Here is a 14038-nt window from a genome sequence, read left to right on the forward strand (position 1 = left end):
ATACAAGCCGATGGGCACACGAATGGACACGCGAAAGGCCGGGCGACGCGTGTCGCCCGGCCCTGCTCCGCGTGCGGGGCTACTGCTCCTGCGGGGTGGCGGCCTGCTCGGCCACGGGGTCCTGCTCGGGCACGAGGTGGCCCGAGCGGATCAGCTCGATCCGGCCGATGACCTTGGCGCGCAGGTCGACCGGCACGTCGTCACTGCCGCAGCAGCGCTTGACGAGCTTCTTCACGGCCTGCTCCAGGCCGTACTTCTCCAGGCACGGGGAGCACTCCTCGAAGTGCACCTCGAACTTGCTGCAGTCGTTGTCCGGCATCTCGTGGTCGAGGAACTCGTAGAGATGGTCCAGGATCTCCGAGCAGTCCGTCTCGTGCGGCTCTCCGCAGCTCATGAGCCCGAACCTTTCAGATCGTGCGACGACTCACCGGCGCCCGCGGGGACCAGCCCGCGGTCGCGGGCGTAGTCCTCCAGCATGCCGCGCAGCTGGCGGCGGCCCCGGTGCAGTCGGGACATCACCGTACCGATGGGAGTACCCATGATGTCGGCGATCTCCTTGTACGCAAAGCCCTCGACGTCCGCGAGGTAGACGGCGATGCGGAACTCCTCGGGAATCGCCTGCAGCGCTTCCTTGACGTCGGAGTCCGGCAGGTGGTCGAGCGCCTGGGACTCGGCGGACCGCAGGCCGGTCGACATGTGCGACTCGGCGCGGGCGAGCTGCCAGTCCTCGATCTCGTCGGCCGCGGAGCGCTGGGGCTCGCGCTGCTTCTTGCGGTACGAGTTGATGAACGTGTTCGTCAGGATCCGGTACAGCCACGCCTTGAGGTTGGTGCCCTCGCGGAACTGGTGGAAGGAGCCGTACGCCTTCGCGTAGGTCTCCTGCACCAGGTCCTCCGCGTCCGCGGGGTTGCGCGTCATGCGCAGCGCGGCCGAGTACATCTGGTCGAGGTATCCGAGGGCGTCCCGCTCGAAGCGCGCGTTGCGCTCCGCGGTCGTCTCCTCGGGGCCGTCGTCGGTCCCTGTGTCGGTCCCAGTGACCGGACCCACCTCCTCCAGCGCTGCGGCGAATCCGAAGGCGGACCCGCTCGCTTCGGAGGATAGACGAGGAACCGCTTCGCCCGCCGCCCGAATAGGGCTGGTCCTGGGCGCGGGCAGCACCGTCCAGTCCAGGTCAGCCGCCTGCGGGCGCTGCGGGCAGATGATCGAACCCATTCGACGGACTCCCTCTTCCTTCGCTCTTCACGCACCGACGTCCGACACAACAGCGGCCCCGCCCACAACATTCCCGGGCCGTCTCCGGACCGTCTTCAGGCCGTCTCCGGACCGTCTTCAGGCCGTACGGGGCCGCTCCGCGCGGTCACTTCAGGGACGTGATCCACGCCGAGACCGCGCGGACGATCGCGTCGAGCGTCTCCTCCTGGGTGACCGGGGCGCGCTTGGGCACGGCGAAGCCGTGGTCGCCGTACGGGACCTCGACGAGGGCGTGGTCGCCGGCGGGGAACTCGTCGGGCCTGCCGAAGGGGTCGTTGCCGCCCTGCACGACGAGCGTGGGCAGGCCGGTGCCGAGCAGCTCGTCGGCCCGGGAGCGCTCCGGCCTGCCCGGCGGGTGCAGCGGGAAGCTCAGCGCGAGCACGGCGCTCGCGCCGAGCTCGTGCCCGGTGCGGCAGGCCACCCGGGCGCCGGCGCTGCGCCCGCCGGCGATCACCGGGAGGCCGGGCGCGGCGAGCGCGGGCCACAGGCCGCGCCAGCCGGTGTCGAGGGTCTTGGGGGCGGGTGCCACCTTCTTGCCGGCGACCCGCCAGGGCTGCTCGACCAGCGCCACGGTCACGCCCTGGCCGGGCAGCGCCGCGGCGAGCGCCTGGAGGTCGCGGGCCTCGATGCCGCCGCCGGCGCCGTGGCTCACGGCGAGCACGGTGCGCGGCTTCCCGGCGGCGCACCAGGTGATCCGGGCGTCGCCGGCCCCGGTCGGAACGGTCTCGCTCTTCGTCTCGCTCTTCGTCTCGCTCTTCGTCACGTCTCCATCCTCTCCTCCGGAGAGGATCACGGGAGCGTTCAGAAGAGCGTGGCGACCTCCGGGCCGGACAGCTCCGTCAGGAGTTCGGGCCCGTTGTTGCGGACGTTGCTGACCGCCGTCGGCACCGGGTAGGCGCGCATCAGGCCCTCCGGCGGCGGCGCGAGCAGCGGGCGCAGCTCGTCGAGCCCGGTGCGGGCCGGGTCGAGCCAGGCGTCCCAGCGGTCCGGGGTGAGCATCAGCGGCATCCGCGGGTGGATGTCGGCGAGCGTGCGCGGGCCCTCGGCGGGCGCGACGCCCAGCGGGCCGCTCTCCGCCTCCGTGGTGACGACCGAGCAGGTCACCCACCAGGCCTGCGGATGGTCGTCGGGCAGGGTCCGGTCGCGCCAGAACTCGTAGAGACCGGCCATGGCGAAGACGGAGCCGTCGGCCGGGCTCACGAAGTACGGCTGCTTGCGGGGCCGCTTCTTCTTGCCCTCGACCTCCAGGTCGCGCTCGTCGGAGCCGGTCACCCACTCGTAGTAGCCGTCGGCGGGCAGGATGCAGCGGCGCTGGGCGAAGGCCCGCTTGAAGGAGGGCTTCTCGTGCAGGGTCTCCGAGCGGGCGTTGATCATCCGGGCGGCGCCCTCCGGGTTCTTCGCCCAGGAGGGCACGAGGCCCCACTTCAGGACGCGCATCTGGCGCACCGGCCGCCGGGACTCCGCGTCCTTCAGCGGGCGCTCCAGGATCGCGTAGACCTCCTTGGTGGGGGCCACGTTCCAGTCGGGGGCCAGGGTCTCCTCGGGCTCCCACTTCTCCACCTCGAAGACGTCCACGAGGTCCTCGGGGCGCCTGCTCGACGCGTACCGTCCGCACATCCGAATCCGCCCCTCCGACCCGCGACGCGTGCGTCCCGTGTCCGTGCCGCTGTCTCCACTGCTGCTTTCCAAGGGTGGCAGACCGCCGCGGGGCGCGGCGGCGCCGGGCGGTCCGGTCAGCCGCCGAGGAGGCGCCGCACGGTCTCGACGGTGCGGGCGGCGCCGTCCTCGGCGGCGAGGGCGGTCGCCAGGCCGCGGCTGCGCTCGCGGTAGCGGGGCTGGTCGACGGCGGCCCGGATCAGCCGGGCGAGCCGGTCGGGATCCGCCTGGTTGAGCGGTACGTAGCCGGGGCTGGCGCCCAGGGCGACCAGCCGGCGGGCCCAGAACGGCGCGTCGCCGAAGGTGGGCAGCGTGACGGCGGGCACGCCGGCCCGCAGCGCGGCCGCGGTGGTGCCGGCGCCCACGTGGTGCACGACGGCGGCGGTGCGCGGGAAGAGCCAGTGGTGCGGGGCCTCGCCGATGGTGAGGAGGTCGTCCCCGGTGGCGTGGAGGCCGGCCCAGCCGGACTGCACGATGCCGCGCACACCGGCCTTGCGCAGCGCGGCGGCGAGGAGCGCGCTGATCTCCTCGCGGTCGCGCGGGTCCCCGCCGCTGCCGAGGCCGACCCGCACCGGCGCGGGGCCCGCGTCCAGGAAGTCGGCGAGTTCCCGGGGCGGCCGCCAGCCGGGTTCCTCGTGCGGCCACCAGTAGCCGACGACCTCGATGCCGGGCCGCCAGTCCGCGGGGCGGGGGGCGACCGTGGGGCTGAAGCCGTAGTGCACCGGCCAGCGTTCGCGGGCGGTCTGCCGGAGGGTCTGGGCGGTGGTCAGCGCGGGCACCCCGAGCTCGCGGCAGAAGCGCGGCGAGCTGCGCCACGGGTGGAGTCCGGTGGTGAACATGAGCCGGCCGAGGGCGTGGTTGCCGCGGCGGCCCAGGGAGGGCGTGCCGAGCGGGGGCGGGAACTCGCCGGTGGGGTGCAGCGGTTGCAGGGCGAGCCCCATGCTCGGTATGCCGAGCGCCTTGGCCAGGTGGTAGCCGTAGAAGGTGGTCAGGCCGCAGCACAGCAGGATGTCGGCGCCCTGGCGGGCGGCGGCGACGAGGTCGCCGCTGAGCTCGTCCACGTGCCGGGCGATGTCCTTGAGCCAGCGCGCGGTGCGCAGGGTGTCGCCGGGTCCCGGCTTCTTCAACCGGCCCTGTTCGGCGACGCCGAGCCGGCTCGGGTCGCCGGTCAGCCGGCGGAACTCGCAGCCGCCGGCGCGCACCTGCTCGGAAAAGGCTTCATAGGTCGCGATGGCGACGTCGTATCCGGATTCCTTGAGGCGTCTTCCCAGGCCGATGAACGGTGCGATATCGCCATGGGTGCCCGTCGTCAGGATCAGCACGGTCATGGCGGCATGGTAATCGGACCCGGTGTCCGAAGACCATGCGCTGATAACGCTTTGAAATCCGCGGTGCATAGCCTCGTTCGAGCGACAGCGGAACACTTCAGAGGGGTCTGATGTCCGAATTAGCATCGCACCGACCGTCCGCGACGCCCGAAGCGACTCCCGTACCCCGACTGAGTTTTCGGGAGAATCTCGCGGGAATCGCCGCCATGCGCCGCGATCAGCTCGGATTCCTGATCCGCACGGTCCGTGACAAGGGCGATATCTTCCACATGCGCCTCGGCGGTCTGCCGACGGTGATGGTCAACCATCCGGATTACCTTCAGCACGTCCTGGTCGACCGTCACCAGAACTACGACAAGGACAATTTCCTCTACCGGGCGACCCGCACGGTGCTGCGGGAGGGTCTGGTCGCCAACAAGGGCGGCGCGGAATGGCGCCGGCACCGCCGGCTCATGCAGCCGTCCTTCCAGCATGGCAGCGTCGCGTCCTTCTCCACCAACATCAGCGACCTGACCGGTGACATGCTGCGGCGGTGGGAGACGCGGTTCGGCGACGGCACCGTCGTGGACGTGAGCACCGAGACCGCCGATCTGGCCCTGCAGATCGTGCTGCGCTCGCTGTTCGGGATCGTCTCCCCGGACCGGGGCCGGCGCTTCGCCGAGGACTTCGTCGAGGTCAACTCCATCGCGGGTGACTTCTTCCGCTTCCCGTTCCCCCCGCTGTCCTGGTACTCGCCCAAGCGGAACCGGCTGCGCGCGCTGATCCGCAGCCTGGACGCCTTCATCGCCGATCTGATCGACCAGCGGATGAACAGCGATTCCGACGAGGTCGACCTGTTCACGCTGCTGCTGAACGCGATGGACGAGGAGACGGGCACCGGGCTGACCCACGACCAGCTCGCGAGCGAGATCCTTTCGATGATCATCGCGGGTTACGAGACCTCCAGCAATTCCATCGCCTGGATCTTCTACCAGCTCGCCGCGCACCAGGACGTCCAGCGCCGGGTGCAGGAGGAGGTGGACGGCGTCCTCGCGGGGCGGGTGCCGACGTTCGAGGACCTGCCGAAACTGACGTACACCCGCATGGTGATCGACGAGACGCTGCGGATGTTCACGCCGGCGTGGCAGACGATGCGGCACGCGATCGACGACGACGTGATCGGCGGATATCACATCCCGCGCGGCACGGATGTCTATCTCAACATGTTCACGTTCCACCGCCATCCGGAATTCTGGCCGGAACCGGACCGCTACGACCCCGAGCGTTTCCGCCCGGAGGAGGTCGCCAAGCGCCCCCGGAACGTGTACCAGCCTTTCGGCAGCGGGCCCCGGCACTGCCTCGGCAAGCATTTCGCGCTGACCGAACTGCACATCATCACGGCCATGCTCGCGCAGACGCTGCACGCCACCCGGCCGCCCGGCCAGCCCCCGGCGGGTTTCGCCCCCCTGGTCACCCTGCATCCCAAGGGCGGCATCCATCTGCGGTTCACGCGTCGCTGACGCCCGACGAACGAGGTCCCGCATGACCCTGACAGAGATCCCCACCGTCGGAGCGCTGGGCGGCGTCGGCGGAACGCTCGCCTTCAAGCGCGACCAGCTGCGCTTCCTGGACGACGGCATCCGGCAGCACGGCGACATCTTCCGCTTCAGGCCGCTCGGCATCCCGATGGTGCTCGTCAACCACCCCGATCACATCAAGCACGTCCTGGTGGACAACAGCGACGGGTACGACAAGGACGCGGCGCTCTTCCGGATCGTCCGCCCGGTGCTGCGCAAGGGGCTCATCGCCAACGCCGACATGGAGCTGTGGCGCCGCCAGCGCCGCATGATGGCCCCGCACTTCACGCCCCGTACGGTCGCCCGGTTCGCCCGCAACATGACGGACGAGACCGAGCAGATGCTGGGGCGCTGGGAGTCCGGCCCGGCCCCGAGCGGGCCCGGCGGCACCCTCGACGTCACCGACGAGATCGGCCAGCTGGCCCTCCGGATCGTCAACAGGTCGCTGTTCAGCGCCGACGTGAGCGAGTCCGCCCAGGCCTTCGAGCGCGCCTTCGGCGAGGCGAACAGCATCCTGGGCGCCTTCTTCCGCTTCCCCTTCCCGCCGCTCGACGTGCCGATCCCGCGCCACCGGCGGCTGCGCAGGGCGATCGACGACATGGACGACTTCGTCTCCGGCTTCATCAAGAAGCGGCTGGCCGAAGAGGTGTCCGCGGACGACGCGACCGACCTGCTGACGCTGCTGCTGACCTCCGTGGACGAGGAGGACGGCAAGGGGATGGACCTGGAGCAGCTGCACCACGAGGTCCTCAACATCTGCATCGGCGCCTACGAGACGACGACCAACACCCTGTCGTGGGCCTTCTACCTGCTGGCCCGGCATCCCGAGGTCGAGGCGAAGCTGCACGCCGAGGTCGACGAGGTGCTCGGCGGCCGGGTCCCGGAGTTCGCGGACCTGCCGAAGCTGGCGTACACCCGCATGATCGCCGAGGAGACCCTGCGCATCTACTCCCCCGCCTACCAGTTCATGCGCCGGGCGAAGGAGGACGACGACATCGGCGGTTTCCGGATGCCCGCCGGCAGCAACGTCCTGATCAACAGCTACCTGCTGCACCGGCACCCGGACTTCTGGGACGACCCCGAGAGCTTCGTGCCCGAGCGATTCGCCCCGGAGGAGGTGGCGAAGCGCCCCAAGCACGTCTACATCCCCTTCGGCAGCGGCCACCGGATCTGCGTGGGCAAGCACTTCGCCCTCACCGAACTGGTCCTGGTGCTGGCCACCGTCGCCCGCACGCACCGGCTCGTCCTGCCGGCCGGCGCGCCCGAGGTGCACCCCGAGGCCCTCATCACCCTGCACCCCAAGGGCGGCATCCGCCTGCGTCCCGAAAGGCGCCGATGAACAACGCCCCCCACGCCCTGACGGACCGCGCGCACCCGCCCGTGCCGGAGCCGTCCAGCCCCTTCCCGTACCGGGTCAGCCCCCGGGTGGAGCAGGCCCGCGCGCACCTCACCGAGTGGACCGGGCGGACCGGTCTGGTCCGGCAGGAGCGGGCCCGCGAGCGCTTCGAGCGCGCCGACTTCGGCTGGTTCGCGGCGATGGTGTACCCCACCGCGAGCCCGGCCCACGTGGACCTGATGGCGGACTGGTTCGCCTGGCTCTTCCTCGTCGACGACCAGCTGGACGACGGCGCGGTCGGGCGGGACCCGGAGCACTTCGGGGCCGTGGTGGACGGCATGCGCGCGGTCCTCGGCAGCGACGACTTCGGGGCGTCCGCGGCCGCCCCGGGCGGGGAACTCCCGGTGGCCGTCTCCTCGCTGGCCGACCTGTGGTCGCGCACCGCCCCGGACACCACCGCCGCCTGGCGCCGCCGGTTCGTCCGGCACCTGGAGGACTGCCTCGCGACGGCGGCGGTCTGGGAGGCCGGGAACCGGCTCGCCGGCATCGTGCCGGACGAGGCGGAGTACATACCGAGGCGCCGGCACACGGGCGCCATCTACGTGTGCATGGACTTCATCGACGTCGTCGAGCGGCTCGACGTCCCGGAGGACCTCTACGGCTCCGGGCCGTTCACGGACGCGCTGAACGCCGCCTGCGACGTCGTCTGCTGGACCAACGACCTCTACTCGTACGAGAAGGAGCGCTCGCTGGGCGAGGTCCACAACCTGGTCCACATCGTCCGGCACCACCACGCGCTCGACCGGGACCCGGCCCTGGTGCGGGTGCGCGACGCCGTCGACGCCGAGACGGAGCGCTTCCTGGTCAAGGAGCGGGAGCTGCTGCGGGCCTTCCCCGGCCACGCCGCGGTCCTGCGGCCCTATCTCGCGGGCATGCGGAGCTGGATGCGCGGGAACCTGGACTGGTCCCGGGCCACCAAGCGTTATCAGTCGTCGGACGCCTCCGTACGGGAGCGGCCGCAGGAGTATCTGGAGACGGCCGTGATGGGGGTCGACCGGTGACCACGACGCCACGCACCGCGGTCCCGCCGGCCGCGGGCCGGTCCGGGACCGAGCGGGCCGGCATCGCCTGGGACGGGCCCGGTGCGCCGGGCGGTCCGGCGGACGAGTCCGCCGCGGACCGGATCCGGGAGAGCCGGGAGCTGCTCGGCCGGGCCCGCGCCCTGGTCGGTCCCGAGCTGCGCGACGCCGTCGGCCGGCTCGCCGAACCGGTCCGTTCGGTGGCCGGCTACCACTTCGGCTGGGCGGACGAGGCCGGCCGGCCGGCGGACACCGGCTGGGGCAAGGGGGTGCGGGCCGCCCTGGTCCTGTCGACCGCCCGGGCCCTCGGCGCCCCGGCCGAGCAGGCCGTGGCCACCGCCGCGGCCGTGGAGCTGGTGCACAACTTCTCGCTCGTCCACGACGACCTGATGGACGGTGACGTCACCCGCCGCGGGATCCGTACGGTCTGGTCGGTCTTCGGCAGCTCCCAGGCGGTGCTGACCGGGGACGCCCTGCTGGCCCTGGCCCTGGACGTGATCGCCCGCAGGTGTCCGGACCGGAGCGCGGCCACGCTGCGGGAACTGTGCGGGGCGCTGCTCGAACTGGTCGCCGGCCAGGCCGCCGACGTGTCCTTCGAGGCGCGGCGGGACGTCGGTCTGGAGGAGTGCCTGGCGATGGCGGACGGGAAGACCGCCGGCCTGCTCGCCCGGGCCTGCGCGCTCGGCGCGCTGGTGGCGGACGTGGCACCGGAACGGGTGGACGCGATGCGGGCGTTCGGCCGGCATCTCGGGCTCGCGTTCCAGCTCGTCGACGACGTGCTCGGCCTGTGGGGCGACACCGTGGTGACCGGCAAGCCGGTCGGTTCGGACATCCGCTCGCGCAAGAAGTCCCTTCCGGTGGTCGCCGCGCTCTCCAGCGGCACCGAGGCCGGCGCCCGGCTCGCGGCGCTGTACCACCGGCCGGAGCCGCTGACCGACGACGAGGTGGCCGAGGCGACCTGGCTCGTCGAGGAGGCGGGGGGCCGCGGCTGGGCGTCGCGGGAGGCGGCGCGGCAACGCCGGGCGGCGCTGGACTGCCTGACGGTGGCGGGCCCGGACCGGGAGGGGGCGCGGGCGCTGAGCCTGCTCGCCGACCTGATCACCCGTCGCGACTCCTGATCCGCGGCCCCGGGCGGCCCCGGCCCGCGGTCCCGGTCCGGGCCCCCGATCCGCACGCGAAATCGAGGCAATAATGATTTGAATTCGCTTCGGCATAGCCTCTTCCGAGGAAAAGGGACAAGGGACTACGCCGAGAAGGACGCATGAAACTCATCACCGGGCGCAATATATTCCGGACGTTCGTTGCCTCATTCATTCTGATGACCCTGGCCGGCGGAATGGCGGCGGCCGAATCGGACGTGCGGGCCACCGGCCGGCTCGACGCCGTCACGACGACCACGGAGATCGCCGTGCACGCGGACAACCAGGACTGGACCTGAGTCGATGGCCCCGGGCACTCTCGACAACGTCGTCTACGGGCTGTTCTCGACCCACGCCCTGCATCTGGCGGACAGACACGGCGTCCTCGCCCATCTGATCGAGCGGGGACCGTCCTCGGCCGCCGAGACGGCGGCGGCGCTGACGATCGACGCGGAGACCCTGGAGCGGCTGCTGCTGGTCCTGGCCGCCGTGTCGGTCGTCGAGCGTGACGCGGACGGCAGATACCGCGTGGCGGAGGAGACCGCACCCTTTCTCGACTCCCGCGATCCCCGTTATCTCGGGGGATTCGTCGACCATCTGGTGACCAATACGACCGGTCAGCTGACCCGGCTGCACCATTATCTGGAGCGCGGAAAGGAAGCCGTCGACGCGGCTCTTCCGTCGCCGTTCGAGACGATCTACCGGGACGAGGAGGCCACCGAGTCCTTCCTCCGGGCGATGTGGCAGCTGAGCTTCGAGCCCTCGAAGGAGCTGGCCGGCCTCGCCGGACTGGACGGCACGCGCCGCCTGGTGGACGTCGGCGGCGCCAGCGGAGCCTTCGCCGTCGCCGCCCTCGACCGGTACCCCGAGCTGCGCGTCACGGTCTTCGACCTGCCGGAGGTCGGGACGCACCTGGAACGCACCCGCGACGCCCGGGGCCTCGGCGACCGGCTCGGTTTCGCGGCGGGCGACTTCTTCCGGGACCCGCTGCCCGCGGCGGACTGCGTGTCCTTCGGCTACATCCTCTCGGACTGGGAGGACGACTTCTGTCTCGAACTGCTCCGCAAGGCCCACAAGGCGTGTGCGAGCGGCGGCCGGGTCCTCATCATGGAGCGGCTGTTCGACGAGGACGGCGGTCCGCTGCCGACCGCGGCCATGAACCTGTCGATGCACGTGGAGACGCGCGGGCGGCACCGCACCGCGGCGGAGTACACCGCGCTCCTGGAGGAGGCGGGCTTCACCGACTGCGTCACCCGCCGGTCGAGCTGGGACAAGCACCTCGTCATCGGGAGCCGGCCATGAGCGCGAACCCGTCCGGCGCGCTCCCGCCCGGCGTCGCCCCCCTCACGGCGCGGCACCGGGAGATAGCCCTGATGCAGCGGGTCCGCGGCCGCTCCGGTCTCGAACCGGCCGAGCGGGAGGCCCTCGGTTCGCTGTACGACGGCACTCCGGCGGACGCGGCCGGGGACGAGGGCGAGGTGCTGCGGCTGCTCACCCGCCCGTTCAGCCGGGAGGTGACCGTCCCGGAGTACTACCAGTACACCTGCATGCACGTGTACGCCTGGTTCCTGGAGCACTGGCCGAAGGACCCGGTCGGCGCCGGGCTCCTCGCCCTGCACACCACGCTGGTGGACCTGCTCGACGTCGAGCGGGCGGTCTGGCCGGTCGGCGGGCCGGTGCCGCGGCCGGACCACGTCGCCGAGCGCGTCGCCCTCCTGGAGAGCCTCATCGGGACCGTGCGCGGGACGACCGCCGACCCGTTCTCGCTGACCCCGGCCGGGGAGCTGGTGGACCGGGCGGCGCTCGACCCGGAGTCGGCGCGGCGGGTCGCGCTGCTCGCCGAGTGCACCCGCTTCCCCCGCTCCGACCGGCACGAGGAGCACGTGTTCCTGCGCGCGGTCCAGGCGTGCGAGTCGGTGTTCTTCCTGGTCCGGCACCTCGCCGTGGAGGTCGCCGACGCGGCCGGCGAGGACCCGGCCGGCGCGGCCCGCCGGCTGGCGCAGGCGGCGGACTGCGCGGAGCTGCTCAACGGGATCTTCCGGGTCCTGCTCACCCTGTCCCCCGAGGGGTTCATGACCTTCCGGGAGCAGACCGGGCAGGCCAGTGCCGTGCAGTCGCTCGGCTACAACTCGATGGAGATCGCGGTCTACGGCTTCGACCCGCGCAAGGGCGAGGTGTACGACTCCATCGGCCACCTCGACGTCCTCAACTCGCCGGCCGTCACCGGATACCGGGCGCTGTCCGCCGTCGTCGCCGGCACCGGGGACCCGGCGCTCGCGGAGGGCTGGACGCGGCTGGACCGCAGCCTGTCCCGGTGGCGCGGCTCGCACTACCGCTTCGCCCGGACCTATCTGCCGTCCGGGGTCGAGGCGTCCGGCGGCACCGAGGGCGCCGCCTACGTGAAGAAGTTCGTCAAGAAGGACGCCTGCCTGCCCGGGCAGGACCCGGTCAGTGCCCGGGAACTGCTGTCGGGCTTCCTCTTCCGCTGATCCCCTCCCGGCGAAGGCTGCGCGGCCGGGGCCGCCCCCAGGTGGACCGGGGGCCGGCCCCGGCTTCACAGCAGGGCGAGCAGGTCCTCCGAGTACAGCTCTTCGACGCTCAGCACGCCGGCCAGGGTCCCGAAGTAGCGGTCGGTGAGCTCCTGGCTTCCCGCGATCACCCGGAGCACGTCCAAGCGGTCGGCGGGGACCTGGAGTTCGGCCACCGAGAGCGTGGCGTAGTACGGGTCGAACAGCATCTCGTCGCGCAGGTCCGCGTACTCGGCCAGCGACTGGTCGAGCTCCTCCGGGTCCTCCAGGCCGTCGCCGATCGTGTCGACGAGCAGCTGCGCCTGCCGGAAGGCGTCGGTGATGCCGCGCGCGGTGATGGAGTCCTTGTGGTGGCCGGAGTCGCCGACGAGGGCCCATCCGGGTCCGACGGGCTCGCGGAAGAAGTTCTGCTGGTCGCCGGTGCCGCGCAGCCGCTCCAGCGGGGTCAGCGCCTCCATCCGCCCGAACAGCTCCGGGGACGTGTCGCGCAGCGCCTCCCGGTAGGCGCTCGTGGCGTCCCGGCGCACCCGCTCGAACTCGGACTGCGGGAAGTACGCGGCGACCAGGGTGGCGTCGTTGGTGGGGATGGTGCCCACCCAGCGGCCGGGTGCCTGGTGCAGCTCGAAGCGGTCGGTGAAGGGCTCGTAGAAGGTGTAGTAGGCGCAGGTCAGCGGCGGGTGTTCGGTCATCACCTCGGCGTCGACGAGGGTGGCGAACCGGGACCGCATGCCGTCGGCGCCGACCACCAGCCGGGCCCGCTCCTCGTGGTGCCTGCCGTCCGCGGTGCGGTAGCGGACCCCGGCGACGCGGTCGCCGTCGGACAGCACCGCGTCGACGGCGCAGCCCTGGCGGAACTCGGCCCCGGCGGCGACCGCCGCGTCGGCGAGGACCGCGTCCAGGAGGTGCCGGCGCGGCGCGTAGGCGGTGCGGAAGCCGTCGACCGGGACCGAGCAGCCCTCCATCCGGATGTCCGCGACCTCGTACACCGCCCGGTCCACCGGCGGGCAGCCGGTGGCGATCACCTTGTCGAGCACCCCCCAGCGGCGCAGCAGCGCGACGCCGGGCTGATGGATGTAGAGGGTGCTGAGGGTGTCCCTGGGGAATTCGGCCCGGTCCAGCATCAGCACCCGGTATCCGGCGCGGGCGAAGAGCATGGCGGTGGGGGCGCCTGCGCAGCGCGCTCCGACCACGATGACGTCGTACACGGGGGGCTCCTTGTCCCTCTGGGCGAGTGATGGCTTCCCGCAGGCTAGGAGCGGCCGCCATTGAGCCGTTATCCCCGGGGCGGCGGCGGGGCCGGAGCCGATACGGCGCCGATAAGGCGGGCCGGTACGGTCCCGGCCCGATCCGTATACCCGAGGAGTGTGCCCATGACCGGTCCCAGGCCCCATCCGCTGCCGGCCGCCGACCTGCAGGAGACCTGGCTGCGCAGGCCCAGGCCCGTGGCGAGCCCGCGTGCCCGGCTGATCTGCTTCCCGCACGCCGGGGGCGCCGCCAGCTTCTTCCGTGACTGGCCGCGTCTGCTGCCGGCCGACGTCGAGGTGCAGGCGGTCTGCTACCCGGGCCGGGAGGACCGGATCATGGAGGACTGCGCCGAGGACCTGGACGAGCTCGCCGACCGGGTGACCGAGGCGCTGGCGCCGCTGCTCGACCGCCCGGTGGTGCTCTTCGGGCACAGCATGGGCGCTTCCGTCGCGCACGAGGTGGCGCTGCGGATCGAGCGGCGGTACGGGCCGGTCCTCGGCGGGCTCGTGGTCTCCAGCCGGACCGCGCCGGCGTACCCGGGCGGCCGCAAGGTCTCGCCGGAGGACGACGAGGCGCTGCTGCGCGACGTGGCCGAGCTCGGCGGCACGTTCGCCGCCGCGCTCGACATCCCGGAGCTGCGCGAGCTGATGCTGCCGGTGATCCGCGCCGACTACCGGATGCTCGACGCGTACCGGCCCGGTGAGCTGCCGCGGCTCGCCGCGCCGGTGGTGGGGTACATCGGCGACGGGGATCCGCAGGTGACCGCGGAGAGCATGGGCCCGTGGGCCGAGTCGACCACGGGCGGCTTCACGCTGTCGGTCCTGCCGGGCGACCACTTCTATCTGATCCCCGAGGTCCAGCGGCTGGCCGGCGAGCTGACGAAGCTGCTGGCCGCCGTCTGACGACCGGCGCCGTACGGC

14 protein-coding genes are annotated in these 14038 nt (G+C 72.2%); 8 read left to right on the forward strand and 6 right to left on the reverse strand.

Translation table 11 applies throughout. The annotated features are described in order from the left end of the window. Positions 1-79: 79 nt before the first annotated feature. From rsrA to ACFYU9_RS29055, 5 genes are all read right to left on the reverse strand, one after another. Positions 80-394, reverse strand: a complete 315-nt coding sequence (gene rsrA / locus ACFYU9_RS29035; protein WP_389208355.1) for a mycothiol system anti-sigma-R factor — start codon at positions 392-394, stop codon at positions 80-82. After that, entirely contained in the window at positions 391-1047 is a 657-nt protein-coding gene (locus ACFYU9_RS29040) for a sigma-70 family RNA polymerase sigma factor (protein ID WP_389208353.1), read from the reverse strand. The genes rsrA and ACFYU9_RS29040 overlap by 4 nt, the downstream gene beginning before the upstream one ends. A 310-nt stretch (positions 1048-1357) precedes the next feature. Continuing rightward, a complete protein-coding gene (locus ACFYU9_RS29045; RefSeq protein ID WP_389346618.1) occupies positions 1358-2014 on the reverse strand; it encodes an alpha/beta family hydrolase in 657 nt (218 codons plus the stop codon). Between the two features lie 38 nt (positions 2015-2052). Further along, complete coding sequence (locus tag ACFYU9_RS29050) at positions 2053-2868, reverse strand: SOS response-associated peptidase (protein WP_389346620.1); 816 nt, start codon at positions 2866-2868, stop codon at positions 2053-2055. A 116-nt stretch (positions 2869-2984) separates the two neighbouring features. Further along, a complete protein-coding gene (locus ACFYU9_RS29055) occupies positions 2985-4235 on the reverse strand; it encodes a glycosyltransferase (RefSeq protein WP_389346622.1) in 1251 nt (416 codons plus the stop codon). A 206-nt stretch (positions 4236-4441) separates the two neighbouring features. On the opposite strand from ACFYU9_RS29055, the gene ACFYU9_RS29060 reads away from it, so the two are divergent. From ACFYU9_RS29060 to ACFYU9_RS29090, 7 genes are all read left to right on the forward strand, one after another. Beyond that, positions 4442-5734, forward strand: a complete 1293-nt coding sequence (locus ACFYU9_RS29060) for a cytochrome P450 (RefSeq protein ID WP_389346624.1) — start codon at positions 4442-4444, stop codon at positions 5732-5734. Positions 5735-5756: 22 nt separating this feature from the next. Continuing rightward, positions 5757-7130 carry a cytochrome P450 gene (locus ACFYU9_RS29065; RefSeq protein ID WP_389208345.1) on the forward strand — a complete coding sequence of 458 codons (1374 nt, stop codon included), beginning with the start codon at positions 5757-5759 and terminating at the stop codon, positions 7128-7130. Further along, on the forward strand, positions 7127-8188 hold the full coding sequence (locus ACFYU9_RS29070) for a terpene cyclase (RefSeq protein ID WP_389346626.1): 1062 nt from the start codon (positions 7127-7129) through the stop codon (positions 8186-8188). The genes ACFYU9_RS29065 and ACFYU9_RS29070 overlap by 4 nt, the downstream gene beginning before the upstream one ends. Positions 8189-8310: 122 nt before the next feature. After that, entirely contained in the window at positions 8311-9324 is a 1014-nt protein-coding gene (locus ACFYU9_RS29075) for a polyprenyl synthetase family protein (RefSeq protein ID WP_389346771.1), read from the forward strand. 143 nt (positions 9325-9467) lie between these two features. Further along, positions 9468-9644, forward strand: a complete 177-nt coding sequence (locus ACFYU9_RS29080; RefSeq protein ID WP_389208342.1) for a hypothetical protein — start codon at positions 9468-9470, stop codon at positions 9642-9644. A 4-nt stretch (positions 9645-9648) separates the two neighbouring features. Then, the gene (locus ACFYU9_RS29085) at positions 9649-10647 is read left to right on the forward strand and encodes a methyltransferase (protein ID WP_389346628.1); all 999 of its coding nucleotides are present in this window, start codon (positions 9649-9651) and stop codon (positions 10645-10647) included. Beyond that, positions 10644-11834, forward strand: a complete 1191-nt coding sequence (locus ACFYU9_RS29090) for a hypothetical protein (protein ID WP_389346630.1) — start codon at positions 10644-10646, stop codon at positions 11832-11834. Before ACFYU9_RS29085 ends, ACFYU9_RS29090 begins: the two co-directional genes overlap by 4 nt. A 65-nt stretch (positions 11835-11899) precedes the next feature. Here ACFYU9_RS29090 and ACFYU9_RS29095 read toward each other — a convergent pair whose 3' ends face one another. Next, the gene (locus ACFYU9_RS29095) at positions 11900-13078 is read right to left on the reverse strand and encodes an NAD(P)/FAD-dependent oxidoreductase (protein WP_389208337.1); all 1179 of its coding nucleotides are present in this window, start codon (positions 13076-13078) and stop codon (positions 11900-11902) included. 165 nt (positions 13079-13243) lie between these two features. Here ACFYU9_RS29095 and ACFYU9_RS29100 point away from each other — a divergent pair, with 165 nt between their 5' ends. Beyond that, a complete protein-coding gene (locus ACFYU9_RS29100; RefSeq protein ID WP_389208335.1) occupies positions 13244-14020 on the forward strand; it encodes a thioesterase II family protein in 777 nt (258 codons plus the stop codon). Positions 14021-14038 lie beyond the last annotated feature (18 nt).

This window comes from Streptomyces sp. NPDC004327 (genome assembly GCF_042873935.1).
Lineage (GTDB): Bacteria > Actinomycetota > Actinomycetes > Streptomycetales > Streptomycetaceae > Streptomyces.

Excerpts from the sequence above, each read along its gene's own strand:
- rsrA (WP_389208355.1), bottom strand. The coding sequence starts at position 394 with ATGAGCTGCGGAGAGCCGCACGAGACGGACTGCTCGGAGATCCTGGAC.
- ACFYU9_RS29050 (WP_389346620.1), bottom strand. The coding sequence starts at position 2,868 with ATGTGCGGACGGTACGCGTCGAGCAGGCGCCCCGAGGACCTCGTGGAC.
- ACFYU9_RS29055 (WP_389346622.1), bottom strand. The coding sequence starts at position 4,235 with ATGACCGTGCTGATCCTGACGACGGGCACCCATGGCGATATCGCACCG.
- ACFYU9_RS29060 (WP_389346624.1), top strand. The coding sequence starts at position 4,442 with ATGCGCCGCGATCAGCTCGGATTCCTGATCCGCACGGTCCGTGACAAG.
- ACFYU9_RS29065 (WP_389208345.1), top strand. The coding sequence starts at position 5,757 with ATGACCCTGACAGAGATCCCCACCGTCGGAGCGCTGGGCGGCGTCGGC.
- ACFYU9_RS29070 (WP_389346626.1), top strand. The coding sequence starts at position 7,127 with ATGAACAACGCCCCCCACGCCCTGACGGACCGCGCGCACCCGCCCGTG.
- ACFYU9_RS29080 (WP_389208342.1), top strand. The coding sequence starts at position 9,468 with ATGAAACTCATCACCGGGCGCAATATATTCCGGACGTTCGTTGCCTCA.
- ACFYU9_RS29085 (WP_389346628.1), top strand. The coding sequence starts at position 9,649 with ATGGCCCCGGGCACTCTCGACAACGTCGTCTACGGGCTGTTCTCGACC.
- ACFYU9_RS29090 (WP_389346630.1), top strand. The coding sequence starts at position 10,644 with ATGAGCGCGAACCCGTCCGGCGCGCTCCCGCCCGGCGTCGCCCCCCTC.
- ACFYU9_RS29100 (WP_389208335.1), top strand. The coding sequence starts at position 13,244 with ATGACCGGTCCCAGGCCCCATCCGCTGCCGGCCGCCGACCTGCAGGAG.